21 protein-coding genes are annotated in these 18,996 nt (G+C 67.7%); 14 read left to right on the top strand and 7 right to left on the bottom strand.

Annotated features, from left to right (window positions below; all coding sequences use genetic code 11):
• Positions 1–128: 128 nt before the first annotated feature.
• Entirely contained in the window at positions 129–926 is a 798-nt protein-coding gene (locus NF876_RS13985; protein ID WP_262269398.1) for an undecaprenyl-diphosphate phosphatase, read from the top strand.
• 3 nt (positions 927–929) lie between these two features.
• Entirely contained in the window at positions 930–1,178 is a 249-nt protein-coding gene (locus NF876_RS13980; RefSeq protein ID WP_262269397.1) for a hypothetical protein, read from the top strand.
• A gap of 377 nt (positions 1,179–1,555) precedes the next feature.
• Here NF876_RS13980 and nth read toward each other — a convergent pair whose 3' ends face one another.
• Positions 1,556–2,359, bottom strand: coding sequence for an endonuclease III (nth, locus tag NF876_RS13975; RefSeq protein ID WP_373696660.1), 804 nt, complete (start codon positions 2,357–2,359; stop codon positions 1,556–1,558).
• Between the two features lie 20 nt (positions 2,360–2,379).
• On the opposite strand from nth, the gene NF876_RS13970 reads away from it, so the two are divergent.
• Both NF876_RS13970 and NF876_RS13965 read left to right on the top strand, forming a co-directional pair.
• Positions 2,380–2,889, top strand: coding sequence for a DUF2244 domain-containing protein (locus tag NF876_RS13970; protein ID WP_262269396.1), 510 nt, complete (start codon positions 2,380–2,382; stop codon positions 2,887–2,889).
• Between the two features lie 382 nt (positions 2,890–3,271).
• Entirely contained in the window at positions 3,272–4,186 is a 915-nt protein-coding gene (locus NF876_RS13965) for a methylated-DNA--[protein]-cysteine S-methyltransferase (protein WP_262269395.1), read from the top strand.
• Between the two features lie 150 nt (positions 4,187–4,336).
• Here NF876_RS13965 and NF876_RS13960 read toward each other — a convergent pair whose 3' ends face one another.
• Positions 4,337–4,729, bottom strand: a complete 393-nt coding sequence (locus NF876_RS13960) for a hypothetical protein (RefSeq protein WP_262269394.1) — start codon at positions 4,727–4,729, stop codon at positions 4,337–4,339.
• 268 nt (positions 4,730–4,997) lie between these two features.
• Positions 4,998–5,435 (bottom strand): GFA family protein, encoded by a 438-nt coding sequence (locus tag NF876_RS13955; protein ID WP_262269393.1) that lies wholly within the window; start codon positions 5,433–5,435, stop codon positions 4,998–5,000.
• 318 nt (positions 5,436–5,753) lie between these two features.
• On the opposite strand from NF876_RS13955, the gene dnaK reads away from it, so the two are divergent.
• The 10 genes from dnaK to NF876_RS13905 all read left to right on the top strand — a co-directional run bounded on the left by dnaK (position 5,754) and on the right by NF876_RS13905 (position 14,907).
• Positions 5,754–7,670 (top strand): molecular chaperone DnaK, encoded by a 1,917-nt coding sequence (dnaK, locus tag NF876_RS13950; protein ID WP_262269392.1) that lies wholly within the window; start codon positions 5,754–5,756, stop codon positions 7,668–7,670.
• 325 nt (positions 7,671–7,995) lie between these two features.
• A complete protein-coding gene (gene dnaJ / locus NF876_RS13945) occupies positions 7,996–9,141 on the top strand; it encodes a molecular chaperone DnaJ (RefSeq protein ID WP_262269391.1) in 1,146 nt (381 codons plus the stop codon).
• 181 nt (positions 9,142–9,322) lie between these two features.
• Complete coding sequence (locus NF876_RS13940; protein ID WP_373371358.1) at positions 9,323–9,946, top strand: class I SAM-dependent methyltransferase; 624 nt, start codon at positions 9,323–9,325, stop codon at positions 9,944–9,946.
• An 8-nt stretch (positions 9,947–9,954) separates the two neighbouring features.
• Positions 9,955–10,683 (top strand): orotidine-5'-phosphate decarboxylase, encoded by a 729-nt coding sequence (gene pyrF, locus NF876_RS13935; protein WP_262269390.1) that lies wholly within the window; start codon positions 9,955–9,957, stop codon positions 10,681–10,683.
• 54 nt (positions 10,684–10,737) lie between these two features.
• Positions 10,738–11,025 carry a DUF1330 domain-containing protein gene (locus NF876_RS13930; protein ID WP_262269389.1) on the top strand — a complete coding sequence of 96 codons (288 nt, stop codon included), beginning with the start codon at positions 10,738–10,740 and terminating at the stop codon, positions 11,023–11,025.
• Between the two features lie 4 nt (positions 11,026–11,029).
• Positions 11,030–11,332, top strand: a complete 303-nt coding sequence (locus NF876_RS13925) for a DUF1330 domain-containing protein (RefSeq protein ID WP_173947707.1) — start codon at positions 11,030–11,032, stop codon at positions 11,330–11,332.
• Positions 11,333–11,560: 228 nt separating this feature from the next.
• Positions 11,561–12,367 carry a 4-hydroxy-tetrahydrodipicolinate reductase gene (gene dapB, locus NF876_RS13920; RefSeq protein ID WP_262269412.1) on the top strand — a complete coding sequence of 269 codons (807 nt, stop codon included), beginning with the start codon at positions 11,561–11,563 and terminating at the stop codon, positions 12,365–12,367.
• 37 nt (positions 12,368–12,404) lie between these two features.
• On the top strand, positions 12,405–13,025 hold the full coding sequence (locus NF876_RS13915) for a 2,3-bisphosphoglycerate-dependent phosphoglycerate mutase (RefSeq protein ID WP_262269388.1): 621 nt from the start codon (positions 12,405–12,407) through the stop codon (positions 13,023–13,025).
• Positions 13,026–13,172: 147 nt separating this feature from the next.
• Positions 13,173–13,793, top strand: coding sequence for an alpha-ketoglutarate-dependent dioxygenase AlkB family protein (locus tag NF876_RS13910; RefSeq protein WP_262269387.1), 621 nt, complete (start codon positions 13,173–13,175; stop codon positions 13,791–13,793).
• A gap of 175 nt (positions 13,794–13,968) precedes the next feature.
• A complete protein-coding gene (locus NF876_RS13905; protein ID WP_262269386.1) occupies positions 13,969–14,907 on the top strand; it encodes a hypothetical protein in 939 nt (312 codons plus the stop codon).
• Here the strand turns inward: NF876_RS13905 and NF876_RS13900 are convergent.
• From NF876_RS13900 to NF876_RS13890, 4 genes are all read right to left on the bottom strand, one after another.
• Entirely contained in the window at positions 14,904–15,035 is a 132-nt protein-coding gene (locus NF876_RS13900) for a hypothetical protein (protein WP_262269385.1), read from the bottom strand. The genes NF876_RS13905 and NF876_RS13900 overlap by 4 nt on opposite strands.
• The gene (locus tag NF876_RS43435; RefSeq protein WP_373696659.1) at positions 14,996–15,343 is read right to left on the bottom strand and encodes a TRIC cation channel family protein; all 348 of its coding nucleotides are present in this window, start codon (positions 15,341–15,343) and stop codon (positions 14,996–14,998) included. Before NF876_RS43435 ends, NF876_RS13900 begins: the two co-directional genes overlap by 40 nt.
• Before the next feature lie 235 nt (positions 15,344–15,578).
• Positions 15,579–16,178 carry a nucleotide exchange factor GrpE gene (grpE, locus tag NF876_RS13895; protein WP_262269384.1) on the bottom strand — a complete coding sequence of 200 codons (600 nt, stop codon included), beginning with the start codon at positions 16,176–16,178 and terminating at the stop codon, positions 15,579–15,581.
• A 65-nt stretch (positions 16,179–16,243) separates the two neighbouring features.
• Positions 16,244–18,994, bottom strand: coding sequence for a [protein-PII] uridylyltransferase (locus tag NF876_RS13890; RefSeq protein ID WP_262269383.1), 2,751 nt, complete (start codon positions 18,992–18,994; stop codon positions 16,244–16,246).
• Positions 18,995–18,996 lie beyond the last annotated feature (2 nt).

The following is an 18,996-nucleotide window of genomic DNA, read 5'->3' as shown; positions in this document are numbered from 1 at the left end:
TAAGGGTTGGTAAGGAATATTGGTGAATCTCATGTCCGTGATGCACAAGGGTCACGCTGACAGCGCAAACCTTGCTTGACAGACACGGCCTGCTCCCGCATCTGGCGCCGTTTTCAGGATTTTCAACGATGTCGCAAATCATCGAGGCGCTCTTTCTCGGCCTCATCGAAGGCTTGACGGAATTTCTTCCGGTCTCCTCCACGGGCCATCTGCTCCTCGTCGGCCACTTTCTCGGCTTCGAGTCGACGGGCAAGACCTTCGAAGTCCTGATCCAGCTCGGCGCGATCCTGGCGATCCTGTCCGTGTACTTCAACAAGCTCTGGTCCATCGCCCGGGCCCTGCCGCACGATCCGATGGCGCGCCACTTCGTCGTCGGCGTCCTCATCGCCTTTTTGCCGGCGGCCGTGATCGGCGCGGCGCTGCACGGCTTCATCAAGGAGGTGCTCTTCGATCCCTGGATCGTGTGCACGACCCTGATCGTCGGCGGCTTCGTGCTTCTCGCCATCGACCGCCTGCCGCTCGAAGCGACCAAGACCGACGCGACCCGCTTTCCGCTCTCGATGTACTTCAAGATCGGCCTCATCCAGTGCGCCGCCATGGTTCCCGGCGTCTCGCGGTCCGGCGCGACCATCGTGGGCGCCATGCTGATGGGCGCCTCGAAGCGCGCGGCGGCCGAGTTCTCGTTCTTCCTCGCCATGCCGACCATGGCCGGGGCCTTCGCGTACGACCTCCTGAAGAACTACAAGTTCCTCTCCGCCAACGATGCGGCGATCATCGGGGCGGGCTTCCTCTCCGCCTTCGTCGCGGCGCTCCTGGTGGTGAAGCTGCTCCTGGACTACGTGTCTCGCCACGGCTTCACGCCCTTCGCCTATTGGCGAATCCTCGTGGGTGCAGCCGGCCTTGCCGGCCTGATCGTCTACGGCTGAGCGATGCCCACGCGCGACGAGGCCCTGGCGGTCACCCTCTCCATCGCGGTTGCCCTGCTGATGGTGGTCCTCGCGGTCGTCGCGGGGGCGAGCGCCGGGCCGGCGCCGACGGCCGAGGCCGGGCCGCCCGATCCCGCCTGTGTCGAATGGACCGACAGCTGCGTGGTCTGCTCCCGGGCGCCGGGCGGCCTCGCCTGCTCGACGCCGGGGATCGCCTGCACGCGGGGCGCGCCGCGCTGCCTGCGGCGCTAGAGCATCGGACGTGACCCAGAGGGCCGCGTCAGCGAAAAGTGGATCCACTTTTGGGATCGGATCCGATGCTCTCTTCCTTGAGGGGCGCATCGTTCGGGGCGGGCCCAGCGGGCCGCGCCAGCGACCCGAAGGGCCGCGCCAGCGAATACCGAGTCCACTTTTCGCTGACGCGGCCCGCTGGGTCCGCACGATGCGCTAGCGGATTTCGACGAATCGACCGCCCCCCTTCCCGACCCCGCCACGGCCTGACCGGGCTTGTCCCGGTCGTCCCGATCCGGTGAGGCTCGGCGCTTTCCATTATCGGGATCACCGGCACGAGGCCGGCGATGACGTCGAGCGCCACCAGGCAGGACACCCTACGGGATCATCAAGACACCCTACGGGATCGTCTTGTCCGGGTAGCGGCACAGGTCGTTGACCGGGCAGCGCCAGCATTCGGGCCGGCGGGCCTTGCAGATGTAGCGGCCGTGCAGGATCAGCCAGTGATGGGCGTGGAGCCGGAACTCGTCCGGGATCAGAGCCTCGAGCGCCTCCTGCGTCTCCAGGGGCGTCCGGGTGATCGCCAGCGGCAGCCGGTTGGTGACCCGGAAGATGTGCGTGTCGACCGCCACGCGCGGATCCCCGAAGGCGATGTTGACCACGACGCTCGCGGTCTTGCGCCCGACCCCCGGCAGGGTCTCCAGGATCTCGACGGAATTGGGGACCTCGCCGCCGAACTCCTCCACGAGGCGCCGGGCCGCCGCGATCACGTTCTTCGCCTTGGTGTTGAAGAAGTTCAGCGTCCGGATATGCTCGCGCAGTCCCTCCTCGCCGAGGTCGAGCATCCTCTGCGGCGTATCGGCGACGGGGAACAGCGCCTTCGTCGCCTTGTTGACGCCCACGTCTGTCGCCTGCGCGGAGAGCGCCACGGCGACCAGCAGCGTATAAGGGTTCGTGTAGTCGAGCTCGCCCCGGGGCTCCGGATTGGCTGCGTGCAGGCGCCGGAAGATCTCGACCATCGTGGCCCGGTCGACGGGCTTCGGGGTGCGCGCCTTCAGGACCCGGCCGACCGCCTTCGCCGGGACGGCGGGCTTGGTCCTGGGCTTGGCTCTGGGCTTGGACCTGGGCTCGGACCCGGGCTCGGCCCCGGACTCGGCTTTCGGCTTGGAATCGCGGCGGCGGGCAGGCTTCAGATCGGACATTTCTGCGTTATACTTGAGGCATGACCAGCGGCAAGGCGACAGATGGCGGGATCGACCGATTCGAGCAGCCGGTGTTTTCGGCCGTGATTCGCCCGCACCGGTCCCTGAGCCCGCAGGGGTTCAGGATTGTCATGGTGCTGGTCTGCCTCGTCTCGGTGGTGGCGAGCCTGCCCTTCGTGATCATGGGCTTCTGGCCGGTCGCCGGCTTCTTCGGCCTCGATTTCCTCGGACTCTACATCGCCTTCCGGGTCAGCTACCGCCAGGGGGAGGCCTTCGAACTCCTGGAGCTGACCCCGATCCGCCTCCTGTTCCGCAAGGTCAGTCCCCGCGGCGAGGTAAGGGACTGGCAGTTCAACCCGCTCTGGACCCGGCTCGACCGCCAGATCGACGACGAATACGGCATGCAGCACCTCTCCCTGACGTCCCGCAACAGGCAGGTCGAGATCGCCCGTGACCTGTCCCCGCCCGAACGCGAGACCCTGGCGGAGGCCCTCGGCCGGGCCCTGGCGGACGTGAAACGGGGTCATTGAGACAACTCCAGCACCTGGAGGCCCGCAGCCGTTTGGCTGCGAGCCTGAAGCGGGATCGAGGGTGACGCGCACCCCACCCTCCCCGTCATGGCCGGGCTTGTCCCGGCCATCCCGATGGTCCGAAGCGCCGCGCCCTTCCGATCGGGATCACCGGCACAAGGCCGGTGATGACGTGGAGGGGGACAGACCGGGCGGAAGGTGCCATGACGTGCGGACGTGGCCCAACGGGCGGAGGACGACGGAGCGGCCGCGGGATGGCGGCCGGGCGGCTGTCGGCGGCATCCGATCCGGGGTTCAAAGGGCCCCGTGGAAAGGCGCGCGAGCGTCACAGAAATCGGGTGTCACCCCCCTGCCCGGCCCGCTAGGATGAGCGTCAATCAGGATGACAGCCATGCTCGATACCTTGCGCGACATCACCATCGAACCGGGCGCGATCACCGTGCCGGACGAGCCCCATTCCGACTACGAGCGGGTGCGCCGGATCATCGCGTTCATCTCGCAGCGCTGGCGCGACCAGCCCTCTCTGGAAGCCATCGCCGACCATGTGGGGCTCTCCACCACCCATGTGCACCATCTCTTCCGTCGCTGGGCGGGCCTGAGCCCGAAGGCCTTCCTGCAGGCCCTGACCCTCGACAACGCCAAGGCGCTGCTGGCCGATTCCGCCAGCGTGCTCGACGCCACCTACGAGGTCGGCCTGTCGGGACCGGCCCGGCTACACGACCTGTTCGTCACCCATGAGGCCATGACGCCGGGGGACTACAAGGCGGGCGGACAGGGGCTGACCATGCGGTACGGCTTCCACCCCTCGCCCTTCGGCGAGGCGGTGCTGATCGCCACCGACCGGGGGCTGGCGGGACTCGGCTTCGTCGATGACGGCGATCGGCCGGCGGCGCTCGCGGACCTGACCCGCCGCTGGCCCAGGGCCACCTACCTGGAGGACGAGGCCGCCACCGCGCCGCTGGCGCGACGCATCTTCAACCCGTCGCAATGGCAGGCGGAGCAGCCCCTGCGGGTGGTGCTGATCGGCACGGATTTCGAGGTGCGGGTCTGGCAGACCCTCCTGCGCATCCCCCGCGACCGGGCCACCACCTATTCCGACATCGCCCGCCATATCGGCCGGCCCTCCGCATGCCGGGCTGTCGGCGCGGCGGTGGGCAAGAACCCGGTCTCCTTCGTGGTCCCCTGCCATCGGGTGCTCGGCCGCTCCGGAGCCCTGACCGGCTACCACTGGGGCTTGACCCGCAAGCAGGCGATCCTGGGCTGGGAGGCCGGGCAGGCCTTCGGCACGGCGGCTTGAAGCATCGGACGTGTCATCGAATCCACGCCCGATGCTTCAAGCTTTTGTTGTGGAGCATCTTTTCACGCAAAACCGGTTCCCACTTTTGCGTCCGATGCTCGAGCGCATCGGGCATCCCCGGATCCGTCCTCAGACGCGCCCCGCGCCGTCTCAGGGGCTGCCCCGGAGGCTCTGGCCGCCAGGCTCCCGCCGCGACAGGGCCGCGGTGCTCGGCGGCAGCACCGCGCATTGGGTGACGTGGAACACGCTGTTGTCGACCTTCTGGTAGGCGCGCCCGCACCAATGCCCCCCGCCGGTCTGGCCGGTGTCGCCGAGCAGGGCCCGGTACTGGATCGTGTAGCCCGGCACCTCGACCCATTCGCCGTCGACCAGCATCTCGACCCCCGTCGGGGTCACCCGGTAGGGCGCCGGCCGGCAATCCTGGTCGTTGCAGCAGCTGTTGCCCCACGAATCGGTCAGATGCGAGTAGATGTCGTGGGACCAGGCCGGGAGGCTCCCGGCCAACAGGAGAAGGATCGCGGAAAGGGAAAGCCTGGTCGACATGGGCCGCTTCCATGAAGGCAGGGGGACGGCGCTCGCCAGGGCGCCGAGCGAACACCACGGAGGCTCATCTTAGCGCAGGAGCGGACCTGGACACTAGGGGTGAGCCCCTCCGGTCATCACCGGGCTTGTCCCGGTGATCCCGACCGCTTGGAACGCCGCGGTCTGCCGATCGGGATGGCCGGGCCCGGCCCGGCCATGAGATTGCGGGCCATCATGCAGGATTGGAACCGCGTCTCCGTGCGGTTCTGGCTGCAGGTCTATGGCATCCTCACCGGGAAACAGGCGGGCTCTCCTCGGGCTCCCTCGGGAATTGCCGGCTGCCCTCGGGGATGACCACGCCCTTGAGCTTGCGCGAGGTCCAGATGTGGACGGCGCCGGTCAGGTCGACCGGCTCGTCGAGGGACCCGCCCTTGATGCTGATCTCGTCCTCCCGCTCCCGGTCCCCATGCCAGACCCGCGACCCGCAATCCGGGCAGAAGAAGCAGGTCAGGGTTCCGCCGCTGTCGGTCGCCCGGGTCCAATGGCCGAGCCGGCCGGACAGGAGCCTGACCTCGGCGCTGCGGGCCGCGACCGAGATCCCGAAGGCCGAGGCCGACTGCTTCTGGCACTCCCGGCAGTGGCAGACATAGATCTCGCGCGGCTCGCCGGTCAGCTCGTACCGCACCTGGCCGCACTGGCAGCCGCCCTTGAGGGAATAGGCTTCCATGATCGTTCCTCTCCTCGCCGTCAGGCAGAGATAGCGCGGACGATCCCGCCGTCGCCCTCCTGCCGTCTCATGGTTCGGCTGGCGTCGGGCCGGCAAGCTCCGCCATGGCAGCCATGCAACAGGGGCGGACTCCGACGAAATGAGGCAATCTGGCTGCGAGGATTGTCTTGCAGCGTCGAAAACCCCTTCTTATATCAGCGCCAGCATGGGGAACGGCTCGGGTTGGGCCGCCCCCGGCAAGTCAGTCATCAACATGTAAGCCATGGGCCGAGCTGCTTTCAGGGCTCGGCGGTCTGCTTGAAAGTGAGGGATCCCGCCATGGGTAAGGTCATCGGTATCGACCTCGGCACCACCAATTCCTGCGTCGCTGTCATGGAAGGCACGACGCCCAAAGTCATCGAAAACGCGGAAGGCGCCCGGACGACCCCGTCCATCGTGGCCTTCACGGACGAAGGCGAGCGCCTCGTCGGCCAGCCGGCCAAGCGCCAGGCGGTCACGAACCCGTCGCGCACCTTCTTCGCCATCAAGCGCCTGATCGGGCGCACCTTCGACGATCCCATGACCAAGAAGGACATGGGCCTCGTCCCGTATCACATCATCAAGGGTCCCAACGGCGACGCCTGGGTCGAGGCCGACGGCAAGCAGTATTCGCCCTCGCAGATCTCCGCCTTCACCCTGCAGAAGATGAAGGAGACCGCCGAGTCCTATCTCGGGCAGCCGGTCACCCAGGCGGTGATCACGGTTCCGGCCTACTTCAACGACGCCCAGCGTCAGGCCACCAAGGACGCCGGCAAGATCGCCGGCCTCGAGGTCCTTCGCATCATCAACGAGCCGACCGCGGCCGCCCTGGCCTACGGTCTGGACAAGAAGCAGACCGGCATGATCGCGGTCTACGACCTCGGCGGCGGCACCTTCGACGTGTCGGTCCTCGAGATCGGCGACGGCGTGTTCGAGGTGAAGTCCACGAACGGCGACACCTTCCTGGGCGGCGAGGACTTCGACATGCGCCTGGTCGAGTACCTGGCGGCCGAGTTCAAGAAGGAGCAGGGCATCGACCTGACCAAGGACAAGCTCGCCCTGCAGCGCCTGAAGGAAGCCGCCGAGAAGGCCAAGATCGAGCTCTCCTCCGCGTCGCAGACCGAGATCAACCTGCCCTACATCACGGCTGACGCCTCCGGTCCGAAGCACCTGGCCCTCAAGCTCTCGCGCGCCAAGTTCGAGCAGCTCGTGGACGATCTCGTGCAGAAGACCATCGAGCCCTGCCGCAAGGCCCTCAAGGATGCCGGCATCTCGGCGGGCGACATCGACGAGGTGGTCCTCGTGGGCGGCATGACCCGCATGCCGAAGATCCAGGAGGTCGTGAAGACCTTCTTCGGCAAGGAGCCCCACAAGGGCGTGAACCCGGACGAGGTCGTGGCCATCGGGGCGGCGATCCAGGCCGGCGTGCTCCAGGGCGACGTGAAGGACGTGCTGCTCCTCGACGTGACCCCGCTGTCGCTCGGCATCGAGACGCTCGGCGGCGTGTTCACCCGCCTGATCGACCGCAACACGACGATCCCGACCAAGAAGAGCCAGGTGTTCTCGACCGCGGAAGACAACCAGAACGCGGTGACCATTCGGGTCTTCCAGGGCGAACGCGAGATGGCCGCGGACAACAAGCTGCTCGGCCAGTTCGACCTCGTGGGCATTCCGCCGGCCCCCCGCGGCGTGCCGCAGATCGAGGTGACCTTCGACATCGACGCGAACGGCATCGTGAACGTCACGGCGAAGGACAAGGCGACCGGCAAGGAGCACCAGATCCGCATCCAGGCCTCCGGCGGCCTGTCCGACACTGACATCGAGAAGATGGTGAAGGACGCCGAGGCTCACGCCGAGGAAGACAAGAAGCGCCGCGAGGTCGTCGAGGCCAAGAACCAGGGCGAGAGCCTGATCCATGCCACCGAGAAGTCCATGACGGAATACGGTGACAAGGTCGGCGAGTCCGACCGGCAGGGCATCACGACCGCCATCGACGCGCTGCGCCAGGCTCTGGCCGGCGACGACGCCGAGGTGATCAAGGCCCGGACCACGGACCTGATGCAGGCCTCCATGAAGCTCGGCGAGGCCATGTACGCCGCCCAGGCGGGTGCTGGCGAAGGCGGCGAGCAGCCCGAGGGCGAAGCCGCGAGCAAGGACGACGTCATCGACGCCGACTTCCAGGAAGTCGACGAAGGCGACAAGAAGAAGCGCGCCTAAGACGATGGCCCTTCTCTGACGAATCCGGCACCCGGTTTCATGACCGGGTGCCGTTTTCATGAAACGAGCTTCAAAACATCCATGACCGATCGAACGACCGCTTCTTCGCACGATGCGCTAGAGCATCGGACCCAAAAGTGGACACCACTTTTGGGATCGACCCGATGCTCCAGCTCCTGGCCGGCGCATCGTTCCTCACGAAAAACCGGACCCACTTTTCCGTACGATGCGCTGGCAAAGGCTTCCGGAGCCTTTTCCCGTGCAGCGCAGGCGAAACGATCCGGCAGAATGACGGAGCGGCCCACCGCTCCGAGGGGCGCCTGACATGTCCAAGCGCGATTATTACGAGGTTCTCGGCGTCTCGCGGACCGCCACGGAAGCGGAGATGAAATCCGCCTTCCGCAAGCTCGCGATGCAGTATCACCCGGACCGCAATCCGGGCGATCACGAGGCCGAGGTCAAGTTCAAGGAGCTGAACGAGGCCTATCAGACCCTGTCCGACGGCCAGAAGCGCGCGGCCTACGACCGCTTCGGCCATGCGGCCTTCGCCAATGGCGGCGGGCCCGGCGGCGGCCCGGGCTTCGGCGGTGACTTCTCCGACTTCATGTCGGACATCTTCGAGAATTTCTTCGGCGAGGCCGGGCGCGGCGGGCGCGGGCGCGGCACCGGCGGGCGCGAGCGCGGCGCCGACATGCGCTACAACCTCGAGATCTCCCTGGACGAGGCCTTCAACGGCAAGACCGCCGAATTGAAGATCCCGACCTCGATCACCTGCGAGTCCTGCTCGGGCTCCGGCGCGAAGCCGGGCTCCAAGCCCAAGGCCTGCCCGACCTGCGGGGGCGCCGGCCGGGTACGGGCGACGCAGGGGTTCTTCTCCATCGAGCGCACCTGCCCCAACTGCCACGGACGCGGCGAGGTGATCGACGATCCCTGCGCCCAGTGCGGCGGCGCGGGCCGCGTCACCCGGGAGCGCACGCTCTCGGTCAACATCCCGGCGGGCGTCGAGGACGGCACGCGCATCCGGCTCGCCGGCGAAGGCGAGGCCGGCCTGCGCGGCGGGCCTGCGGGCGATCTCTACATCTTCCTGTCCCTGAAGCCCCATCCGTTCTACCAGCGCGACGGGGCGGACCTGTTCTGCCGGGTGCCGATCTCCATGGTGACGGCGGCGCTGGGCGGAGAGTTCAGCGTGCCGACCCTGAGCGGCGCCGACGCCCTCGTGAAGGTGCCCGAGGGAACCCAGACCGGCAAGCAGTTCCGCCTGAAGGGCAAGGGCATGCCGGTGCTGCGCTCGCGGGACGTGGGCGACCTCTACATCCAGGTCGTTGTGGAAACCCCGCAGAAGCTCACCAAGCGTCAGCGCGAGCTCCTGATGGAGTTCGATCAGGAGTGCTCCAAGGAAAACCATCCTGAAAGTTCGGGATTTTTCTCGCGCTTCCGGGAGTTTATCGATGGCTTGGGCGGATCAACTTAACTGGACGGTCGTTTTCCTCAACGCATCGTGCGGAAAAGGCGGATCCGGTTTTTCCGCTCTAGACGATGCGCACGTTAAATGAGAAGCATCGGACAAATCCCGGACGTGGCCTCCACGTCCGGGTCCGAGGCTTCGGGGTTCTAAACAGCCAGCGTGATGCGCCGCGCAAGGGGTCTTCTCAGTGCACCAGTCGTTCCAACGGCCCACCGCCCGGAAAATTCCCCTCAAGAAGGATCGCTTCGCTGACGAAGCCCGCTTCCTGAGATCCTGGCTCGAGCGGCCGCTCGTCGTGGGAGCGGTCACGCCCTCCGGCAAGATCCTGGCGCGGACCATGGCGTCCTTCGTCGATCCTCGCATCCCCGGCCCCGTCATCGAGCTCGGCCCGGGCACCGGCCCGGTGACCGATGCCCTGATCCGGCGCGGGGTGGCTCAGGAGCGGCTCGTCCTCATCGAGTACAATCCCGAGTTCTGCCAGCTCCTGAAGCGCCGCTTCCCGAAGGCGACGATCATCCAGGGCGACGCCTACGACCTCAAGGAAACCCTCGGCGACATCCTGAAGGAGCCGGCGGCCGCCACCGTGTCGAGCCTGCCGCTCTTCACCAAGCCCATGGACCAGCGCCTGGAGCTCCTGGAGACCGCCCAGGGCCTGATGCATCCGAGCGCGCCCTTCATCCAGTTCACCTACGCGGTGGTGCCGCCGATCCCGGCGCGGTCGCCGCATTACCGGTCCAAAGCCTCCAACCGGATCTGGCGCAACCTGCCCCCGGCCCGAGTCTGGGTCTACAACAAGGTCAACCATCCATGAGCGCCGCGATGTCTCTTCCGACGAATCCCGTCCCCGCAGGAGACATTCGCGACAAGCTCATCATCGGCCTCGACCTCCCGTCCGTGGAAGAGGCCCGCGCCGTCGTCGAGCGCATCGGCGAGGCCGGCACCTTCTACAAGATCGGCTACCAGCTCGCCTATGCGGGCGGCTTCGAATTCGCCCGCGAGCTGATCGGCCAGGGCAAGAAGGTCTTCCTCGACCTCAAGCTCCACGACATCGGCAACACCGTGGAGGAAGGCGTCCGCTCGGTGGCGCGCCTCGGCGTCACGTTCCTGACCGTCCACGCCTATCCCCAGACCATGCGGGCGGCGGTGGCCGGGAGGGCCGGCTCCTCCCTCAAGATCCTCGCCGTGACCGTGCTCACGTCCTACGACGACAACGATCTCGCCGAGGCGGGCTATGCTCCCGGGCCGGCCGCCGACCTCGTCGCCCGCCGGGCCGGACAGGCGCGCGATCTCGGCATCGACGGCATCGTCTGCGCGGCGACGGAAGCCGAGCGCGTGCGCACGGTCGTCGGGCCCGACCGGCTCATCGTCACGCCGGGCATCCGGCCCGCGGGCGCGGACGCGGGCGATCAGAAGCGCGTCGTGACGCCCGCCGAGGGGATCCGGCTCGGCGCCGACCACCTAGTGGTGGCCCGTCCCATCGTCAAAGCGGCCAATCCGCGTGCCGCTGCGGAAGCGATTGTCCGGGAAATCGCCGGCGTGAAGGCTTGACGCTCGGACGCCTCTGGCGTTCGCTGCGCGTCCCGACAATCAAGAGGAGCGCCCATGCCCAAAGGCTATGTCATTGCCCGCGTGACCGTCACGAACCCTGAAGCCTACGCGGAATACGCCAAGGGCGCCACGGAGGCGATCCGCCAGTATGGCGGGCGGGCGCTGGTGCGCGGCGGCGCCTACGAGGCGCTCGAGGGCGAGGCGCGCGCCCGCAACGTGGTGATCGAGTTCGACTCGGTGGAGCAGGCCCGGACCTATTACCACTCGCCGGAATACCAGGCGGCCAAGGCCAAGCGCGAGGGCGCCTGCGTGGCGGAATTCGTTCTCGTGGAAGGAGCCTGAAGCGATGAAGGGCTATTGGATCGGCCGCGTCGATGTCTCGAATCCCGACGCCTACCAGAACTACGTGAAGGCCAATGCGGTCCCGTTCGCCAAATACGGCGCCCGCTTCCTGGTGCGCGGCGGCGCCTATCGGGTCGCCGAGGGCGAGGCCCGCGCCCGCAACGTGGTGATCGAGTTCCCGACCTACGAGGCGGCCCTGGAATGCTGGGACTCGCCCGAATATCAGGCGGCAAAGGCCGAGCGCGACGGCCATGCGGTGGCCGACATCATCATCATCGAGGCCTATGAGGGCCCGCAGCCGGGTTAGTGCCCGTCATGGCCGGGCCTGTCCCGGCCATCCCGCTCGTCCGAAGCGCCGAGCTTTCCGGACCGGGATCACCGGCACGAGGCCAGTGATGACGTGACGGGGCTGCATTCGTCGCCCCGGACTTGCGGGTCGCGGGGTGAGGTCGGGAGAACAACCTCGACGCTTCTCAGCCCCACCCGAAGCGGCTATACCCGGAGCCCGTAACAGCAGGAGAGCGGCATGAGCGAGATGCGACTCGTCGTGGTGGGCGCAGCCGGACGCATGGGGCGCATGCTCATCAAGACCGTGGCCGAGACCGAGGGCTGCACCCTCGTCGGCGCCATCGAGCGGGAGGGCTCCCCGGCGCTCGGGCACGACGCCGGTCTGCTCGCCGGCATCGGGCTGCTCGACGTGGACGTGACCGACGATCCGCTCGCCGTCTTCGCCCAGGCCGACGGCGTCCTCGACTTCACCGCGCCCGCCGCCACGACGGCCTTCGCGGCCCTCGCCGCACAGGCGCGCATCGTCCACGTGATCGGCACCACCGGCCTGCAGGAGGCCGATTTCGTCAGGCTGGAAGCGGCCGCGCGCCATGCGCGCATCGTCCAGTCCGGCAACATGTCGCTCGGCGTGAACCTGCTCGCCGGCCTCGTGCGCAAAGTGGCCGCGACGCTGGGCGAGGATTTCGACATCGAGATTCTGGAAATGCACCACCGCATGAAGGTGGATGCGCCCTCGGGCACCGCGCTGCTCCTGGGCGAAGCCGCCGCCGAGGGGCGACAGATTTCCCTGAAGGAGCGTTCCGTGCGCAGCCGCGACGGGCATACCGGCGCCCGCACGCCCGGCGATATCGGTTTTGCGACGCTTCGCGGGGGTTCTGTGGTCGGCGAGCATTCGGTGATCTTCGCCGGCCAGGGCGAGCGCCTGGAGCTGGCGCACCGGGCCGAGGACCGGAGCATCTTCGCCCGCGGGGCCGTCAGGGCCGCGCTTTGGGGCTTCGACAAGAAGCCCGGCTATTACACCATGGCCAATGTCCTTGGCCTCGATCGGCTCTAAATCACGCCCCACCCTTCTTTTTCGGAGACGCCGCGACATGAACCGCCTTCTCGTCCTTGCACGCCACGGCCAGAGCGAATGGAACCTCAAGAACCTGTTCACCGGCTGGAAGGATCCGGGGCTGACCGCCCTCGGCATCGAGGAGGCGCGCAACGCCGGCCGCCGGCTCAAGGAGATGGGCGTCCAGTTCGACGTGGCCTTCACGTCCGACCTCTCCCGCGCCCAGGCGACCTGCAAGCTGATCCTCGAGGAGATCGGCCAGCCTGACCTGAAGACCATCGCGAACCAGGCACTGAACGAGCGCGATTACGGCGACCTCTCGGGCCTCAACAAGGACGACGCCCGCGCCCGTTGGGGCGAGGAGCAGGTCCATGTCTGGCGCCGCTCCTACGACGTGCCGCCGCCCGGCGGCGAGAGTCTGAAGGACACGGTGGCCCGCGTGCTGCCCTATTACATCCGCGAGATCCTGCCCCGGGTCATGCGTGGGGAACGCGTCCTGGTCGCCGCCCACGGCAATTCCCTGCGCGCCCTCGTGATGGTGCTCGACGGCCTGACCTCCAAGACGATCCCGAGCCTCGAGCTCGCGACGGGCATCCCGCTGGTCTACACCCTCAACGAGGACACCACCGTCGCCGGCAAGCAGGTGCTGGAGGGGTAAGGGACGCTTCGATCGTGCTGCCCCCTGTCACGTCATGGCCGGGCCCGTCCCGGCCATCCCGATCGCTTGCGGCGCTGTGCTCCACCGCGTCGGGATCACCGGCACAAGGCCGATGATGACCACAGATGGCATGGATCAGGATAGACGATGTCCTCCCTTCCCCTCGCGCCCGGCCTGACTTATTACCCCGACTATCTCGACCGTGCGGCCCAGGAGCGGCTGCTGGAATCCCTGCGCGGGATCACCCGCCAGGCGCCGCTCTACAGTCCGCGCATGCCACGCACGGGAAAACCCTTCTCGGTGCGCATGACCAATGCCGGCCGGCTCGGATGGGTCTCGGACGTGAACGGCTACCGCTACCAGCCGACCCATCCCGAGACCGGCCGGCCCTGGCCGGCCATGCCCGAGCAGGTGCTGCGCGCCTGGGAAGAGCTGAGCGGCTATCCGCACCCGCCCGACGCCTGCCTGATCAATTTCTACGAGCCGGCCGCCCGCATGGGCCTGCACCAGGACCGGGACGAGGAGGAGTTCGACGCTCCCGTCGTGTCCCTGTCCCTCGGCGACACGGCCCTGTTCCGCTATGGCGGCCTCGAGCGCAGGGACCCGACCCGCTCCGTCAAGCTCCGCTCCGGTGACGCGATCGTGTTCGGCGGTCCCGCGCGGCTGATCTATCATGGCATCGACCGGCTGGTGCCGGGAAGCGCGGACCTGCTGCCGCAGGGCGGGCGTCTCAATCTCACCTTGCGCAAGGTCGAGAAGCCGCTCTAGAGCATCGGACCCAAAAGTGGACCCACTTTTGGGATCGATTCCGATGCTCCACTCTTGGCTGGCGCATCGTTGAGTGCGAAAACCGGATCCACTTTTCGCTGACGCGGCCCTCTGGGTCCGCACGATGCGCTAGCCTTCTGCGTACGAACCTCGCACATTTCCTGGAGGGGCATCCATGAAAGCCTTCGCAGCCGCCGCTCTCGGCATCCTCCTGTCGGTCCAGGCCGCCTTCGCGGCCGATCCCGTTTTTCCGCCAGCGTCCCGCATCGGCATCGTCCCACCCGAGGACATGATCGTCTCGAAGCGCTTCAGCGGGTTCGAGAGCGAGGAGAAGGCCGCGGCCATCACCTTCGTGGAAATGCCCGCCGCGGCCTACGGGCAGCTGGTCGGCGGCCTCACCAGGGACGCCCTGAAGCGCCAGGGCATGAGCGAGACGTCGCGCGAGACCCTGAAGCTCGGCTCCAGGACGGGCGTGCTGGTCGGCGGCACCATGGGCGGGCCCGTGCAGGGCCGCAAATGGGTGATGGCGGTCAAGGACGAGGACCTCACCGCCCTCGTGATCGCGCAGGTGCGCGGCGGCCAGGACGGCTACAGCGACGCGCAGATGCAGAACGCCCTGAAGAGCATCGCCCTGCGCGGCCCCGTGTCCATCGACGAACAGGTCTCCGCCCTGCCCTTCCGGCTCGGCGACAAGGCCGGCTTCCGTCCGGTGCGGGTGATGTCGGGCAACTCGGTCCTGCTGACCGACGGCCCTCAGGACGCGATCAAGGCGGTGGAGCAGCCGATGATCATCCTGGCGGCCACCCTCAACGTTCCCGTGCCGCCGGCCGAGCGGCGCAGCCAGTTCGCCCACGCGGCCCTGAACTCCAACCAGATCCTGAAGGACATCAAGGTCGAACGGTCCGAGTCCTTCCGGTTCAGGGGTCAGGACTGGCACGAGATCGTCGCCAAGGCCGTGGAGGCGGCGTCGGGCCAGCCGGTCATCGTGATGCAGACCATCCGCTTCGAGACCGACCGCTACGTGCGCATGGTCGGCCTCACCCGGGTCGAGCAGCGCGACCAGAACCTGCCCCGCTTCCGCACGATGATCGACGGCATCGACATGACTCCCTAAACGCGCCGCGGGAAGACCGGCAGGGACCAGCCGGGCAGCAGGGCGAGGGCCCGCAGGGTGAAGGCCGCGGCAAAGCCCGCCGCGCCGCTCAGGAACGGCTCCGTGCCCGCCGCCTGCAGGGCGACCATGACGGAGGCGCCGAGCGCCGCGGCCGTGACATAAATCTCCTCGTGACAGAGATCTCCTGACGCAGCACCAGAGGGGTGGTTCCGGCGAAGATGTCGCGGATGATGCCCCCGAAGGTGGCCGCGGTGGTGCCGAGCGCAACCCCGAGAGGGCCGGGACGCCCGCGGCAAGCGCCTTGCCGGTGCCCGTGAGGGTGGCGAGCAGGGCAAAGCCGAACGGGTCCATGCCCTTGCGGGCCGCCATGAGGGCGCCCGAGAGCGAAGACGGCGACCCCGATGGTCTCGAAGGGAATGCTCTGGAGGACGTGCACCGGGAACACCTGCCAACATCCCGGATCCTGCGAGCCCGGCTCACACAGGGAATGCCACGCGTTTTCCACTCATCCCGTTTCGGCATCACGGGCCTTGTGCCGGTGACCCCGATGGGACGAGCGCCAGGATTTTCCGATCGGGATGGCCGGGACAAGCCCGGCCGTGACAGGGCGGTCTCACGGACCGGCGCGATGCTCGGGATGGAAGCCCTCAGGCTGTCCCGTCGGGGCTTCTTCAGGAAGCCGTGGAGGAGTTGTCCGCGGCCTCGGCGCCGTTGCCGTTCGCCTTCGGGCCGCCCCTGGAGACGCCGACCAGGGCCGGGCGCAGGACGCGCTCGCCGATAACGTAGCCGGACTGAACCACCTGCAGCACGGTGCCGTTCGGCACCTCCGCGTTGGGGATCTCGAACATGGCCTGATGCACGTTCGGGTCGAACTTCTGGCCCTGCGGGTCGAGCTTCTTCACGCCATGCCGCTCGAGGGTCTTGAGCAGGTCGCGCTCGGTGAGGTCGATGCCCTCGATCAGGCCCTTGAAGGCCCCCTCGGCGGTGCTGCGGGCCTCGTCCGGCACGCTCTCGATGGCGCGGCGCACGTTGTCGGCCACATTCAGCATATCGCGGGCGAAGTTCGCCACCGCATAGGTGCGGGCATCCGCCATCTCACGCTCGGTGCGGCGGCGCAGGTTCTCCATGTCGGCCATCAGGCGCAGGAGCTTGTCCTTCAGGTCCGCCTTCTCGGCCTCGAGAACGGCAATCGGATCGGCCGCGGAGGCCACGTCGTTGGCGGGCTCGGCCTGCGGGGCCGCGTTCTGGTTTTCCGTGTCGTTCGGATTCATGGTCGATCAACTAAAGGTGGGAAACGAAAGGTTCGGGGCACATATCAGGTCCCTGGCCCAACAAATCAAGCGCTTCGCCGCTGGAGCGGCTCGGTTTCCTCGGTCTTGAACACCTCAAGCAGGGTGCGGGTGATGGTGGCCTGGCGGCCCGCATGGGTGATCTTCGTGCCCGTCAGATCGGTCACGTAGAACACGTCCACGGCCTTTTCGCCGAAGGTCACAATGTGGGCCGAGGCGATGTTGAGGTTGAGCTTCCCCAGGGCCGTGGTGAGATCGTAGAGCAGGCCGGGCCGGTCGAGGCCCGAGATCTCGATCACGGTCTGGCGGTTCGACAGGGAATTGTCGATGTTCACCTCCGGGGGCACGTGGAAGGCCTTGGAGCGCTCCTTGGCCGGGCGCTTGCCGTCCACGAGATCGGCGATCCTCACCTCGCCTTTCAGGGCCCGCTCGATGGCCTTGGCGACCCGTTCGGCCCGGCGCAGCTCGTCCTCGTCCCGGTCGAAGGCGCGGGAGAGCACGATGGTGTCCAGCGCCATGCCGTCCGTGGTGGTGAAGATCTGCGCATCGACGATGTTGCCGCCCGCCGCCGCGCAGGCGCCCGTCACGATGGCGAGCAGGCGTGGATGGTCCGGCGACAGGATGGTGAGCTCCGTGACACCGCGGAACTGGTCCGTCTCGTAGGTCGTGGTGACCGTGCGCCCGCCCTTCTCGGCCTCCCGGAGGAGCCTCGCCTGCTTGGCCCGCCGGGTCTCGTCCGTCTTCAGCCAGTAGCCCGGCGTATGGCGCGACGCGAAGGCCTCGAACTCCGCATCGGACCAGTCCGGCAGTTCCTGGCGCAGCCGCTCCTGCGCCAGGCGCACCCGCTCGGAGCGGGCGAGATCGACCGCGCCGCCGCCGAGGATCACCTCCGTCTCCTGGTAGAGGTTGCGCAGGAGCTGGCCCTTCCAGCCGGTCCAGGTGCCGGGCCCGACCGCCTTGATGTCCGCGATGGTGAGCACGAGCAGGAGCTTCAGACGCTCCATGGTCTGCACCACCTCGGCGAAGCTCTTGATGGTGGCCGGATCGGACAGATCGCGGCTCTGGGCCGTGTTCGACATGAGCAGGTGATGCTCGACCAGCCACGCCACCGTCTCGGTCTCCGCGTCCGTCAGGCCGAAGCGCGGCCCGAGCTTGCGGGCAATCGCCGCGCCGGCCTCCGAATGGTCCTCGGGCCGGCCCTTGGCGATGTCGTGCAGGAACACCGCCACGTAGAGCGCCCGGCGGTTGCGGATGGTGGGGAAGATCTGGTTGGCCAGCGGATGCTCGCCGCCGAGCTGCCCGGCCTCGATCTCGGTCAGCACGCCGACCGCCCGGATCAGATGCTCGTCCACCGTGTAGTGGTGGTACATGTTGAACTGCATCATCGCGACGATGCGGCCGAAATCCGGAACCAGGCGGCCGAGCACCCCGGTCTCGTTCATGCGCCGCAGCACCACCTCGGGGGCGTTCTTGGACGTGATGATCTCCAGGAACAGCTTGTTCGCCTCCGGATCGTTGCGCAGGGTATGGCCGATGAGGCGGAGCGATCGCGTCGCCAGGCGGGTCGCATCGGGATGGATGGCGAGATTGCGCCGGTCGGCGAGCCAGAACAGGCGGATCAGGTTGACCGGATCGCGCGCGAAGGTCTCCTCGTTCTCCACGTTCAGGCGGTTGTTGTCGATGATGAAGCCCTCGCTCACCTGCGCGCCGCCGCTGCGGCGGCGGAAGCGGCCGAACATCCGGTCGAGCATGGGGCGCCGCTTGGTCTGCCGGGCCTCGAGCTCGGCGCACACGATGGCGGTCAAGTCCCCCACATCCTTGGCGATCAGGAAGTACGCCTTCATGAAGCGCTCGACCGCCGACAGGCCGCCGCGCGGCGCGAAGCCGATGCGCTCCGCGATGGTGCGCTGAAGGTCGAAGGCCAGGCGCTCCTCGGCGCGGCCGGTGGCGAAGTGCATGTGGCAGCGCACGCGCCACAGGAACTCCTCGCAGCGCGAGAACAGGTTGAACTCCCCTTGAGTGAAGAGCCCGGCCTTCACCAGCTCCTTGGGCTCCTTGACCCGGTAGACGTATTTGGCGATCCAGAACAGCGTATTGAGATCGCGCAGGCCGCCCTTGCCGTCCTTCACGTTCGGCTCGACCAGGTAGCGCGACGCGCCCGCCTTGGCGACGCGGGCATCGCGCTCCTTCAGCTTGGCGTCCACGAAGGCCGCCGCCGTGGTGGCGACGATCTCCTGGTCGAAGCGCTTCTCCAGATTGTCGAAGAGCTCCCGGTCGCCGAACAGGAACCGGGCCTCGAGCAGCGAGGTGCGGATCGTCATGTCCGCATGGGCCTCGCGCAGGCATTCCTCCACCGAGCGGGTCGCGTGACCGACCTTCAGCTTGAGGTCCCACAGCACGTAGAGCATCGCCTCGACGACGCTCTCGCTCCAGGCCGTCTGCTTGTAGGGCAGCAGGAACAGGAGGTCGACGTCGGAGCCCGGCGCCAGGGTCCCGCGCCCGTAGCCGCCCGTCGCCGCCACCGCGAGCCGCTCGCCGGCCGAGGGATTGGCTGCCGGATAGAGATGGTGCACCACGGCGTCGTGGGCGATGCGCACCACGTCGTCCATGCGGTCGCAGAGATAGCGGGCGCAGACGAGACCGTTCTGGTTCTCCAGGAGCTTTTCCTGAGCTTCCTCATGGCCCCGGTCGAGCAGCACCTTCAGCTCCGGGACGAGCCTCGCGCGCAACTCCGCCGCATCGCCGATCGGTTGGTTGCCGAGGTTCTTGAGGACGCTCTTGGGACTGGGAAGGGTCATGG

The organism is Microvirga yunnanensis (genome assembly GCF_025460875.1).
This window is presented reverse-complemented; position numbering and strand designations above follow the sequence as displayed.

Excerpts from the sequence above, each read along its gene's own strand:
- NF876_RS13905 (WP_262269386.1), top strand. The coding sequence starts at position 13,969 with ATGAAAGCCTTCGCAGCCGCCGCTCTCGGCATCCTCCTGTCGGTCCAG.
- NF876_RS13930 (WP_262269389.1), top strand. The coding sequence starts at position 10,738 with ATGCCCAAAGGCTATGTCATTGCCCGCGTGACCGTCACGAACCCTGAA.
- dnaJ (WP_262269391.1), top strand. The coding sequence starts at position 7,996 with ATGTCCAAGCGCGATTATTACGAGGTTCTCGGCGTCTCGCGGACCGCC.
- NF876_RS13890 (WP_262269383.1), bottom strand. The coding sequence starts at position 18,994 with ATGACCCTTCCCAGTCCCAAGAGCGTCCTCAAGAACCTCGGCAACCAA.
- grpE (WP_262269384.1), bottom strand. The coding sequence starts at position 16,178 with ATGAATCCGAACGACACGGAAAACCAGAACGCGGCCCCGCAGGCCGAG.
- dnaK (WP_262269392.1), top strand. The coding sequence starts at position 5,754 with ATGGGTAAGGTCATCGGTATCGACCTCGGCACCACCAATTCCTGCGTC.
- dapB (WP_262269412.1), top strand. The coding sequence starts at position 11,561 with ATGCGACTCGTCGTGGTGGGCGCAGCCGGACGCATGGGGCGCATGCTC.
- NF876_RS13900 (WP_262269385.1), bottom strand. The coding sequence starts at position 15,035 with ATGGTCGCCCTGCAGGCGGCGGGCACGGAGCCGTTCCTGAGCGGCGCG.
- NF876_RS13960 (WP_262269394.1), bottom strand. The coding sequence starts at position 4,729 with ATGTCGACCAGGCTTTCCCTTTCCGCGATCCTTCTCCTGTTGGCCGGG.
- NF876_RS13915 (WP_262269388.1), top strand. The coding sequence starts at position 12,405 with ATGAACCGCCTTCTCGTCCTTGCACGCCACGGCCAGAGCGAATGGAAC.
- NF876_RS13980 (WP_262269397.1), top strand. The coding sequence starts at position 930 with ATGCCCACGCGCGACGAGGCCCTGGCGGTCACCCTCTCCATCGCGGTT.
- nth (WP_373696660.1), bottom strand. The coding sequence starts at position 2,359 with ATGTCCGATCTGAAGCCTGCCCGCCGCCGCGATTCCAAGCCGAAAGCC.
- NF876_RS13955 (WP_262269393.1), bottom strand. The coding sequence starts at position 5,435 with ATGGAAGCCTATTCCCTCAAGGGCGGCTGCCAGTGCGGCCAGGTGCGG.
- NF876_RS13910 (WP_262269387.1), top strand. The coding sequence starts at position 13,173 with ATGTCCTCCCTTCCCCTCGCGCCCGGCCTGACTTATTACCCCGACTAT.
- NF876_RS13925 (WP_173947707.1), top strand. The coding sequence starts at position 11,030 with ATGAAGGGCTATTGGATCGGCCGCGTCGATGTCTCGAATCCCGACGCC.
- NF876_RS13985 (WP_262269398.1), top strand. The coding sequence starts at position 129 with ATGTCGCAAATCATCGAGGCGCTCTTTCTCGGCCTCATCGAAGGCTTG.
- NF876_RS13965 (WP_262269395.1), top strand. The coding sequence starts at position 3,272 with ATGACAGCCATGCTCGATACCTTGCGCGACATCACCATCGAACCGGGC.
- NF876_RS13970 (WP_262269396.1), top strand. The coding sequence starts at position 2,380 with ATGACCAGCGGCAAGGCGACAGATGGCGGGATCGACCGATTCGAGCAG.
- pyrF (WP_262269390.1), top strand. The coding sequence starts at position 9,955 with ATGTCTCTTCCGACGAATCCCGTCCCCGCAGGAGACATTCGCGACAAG.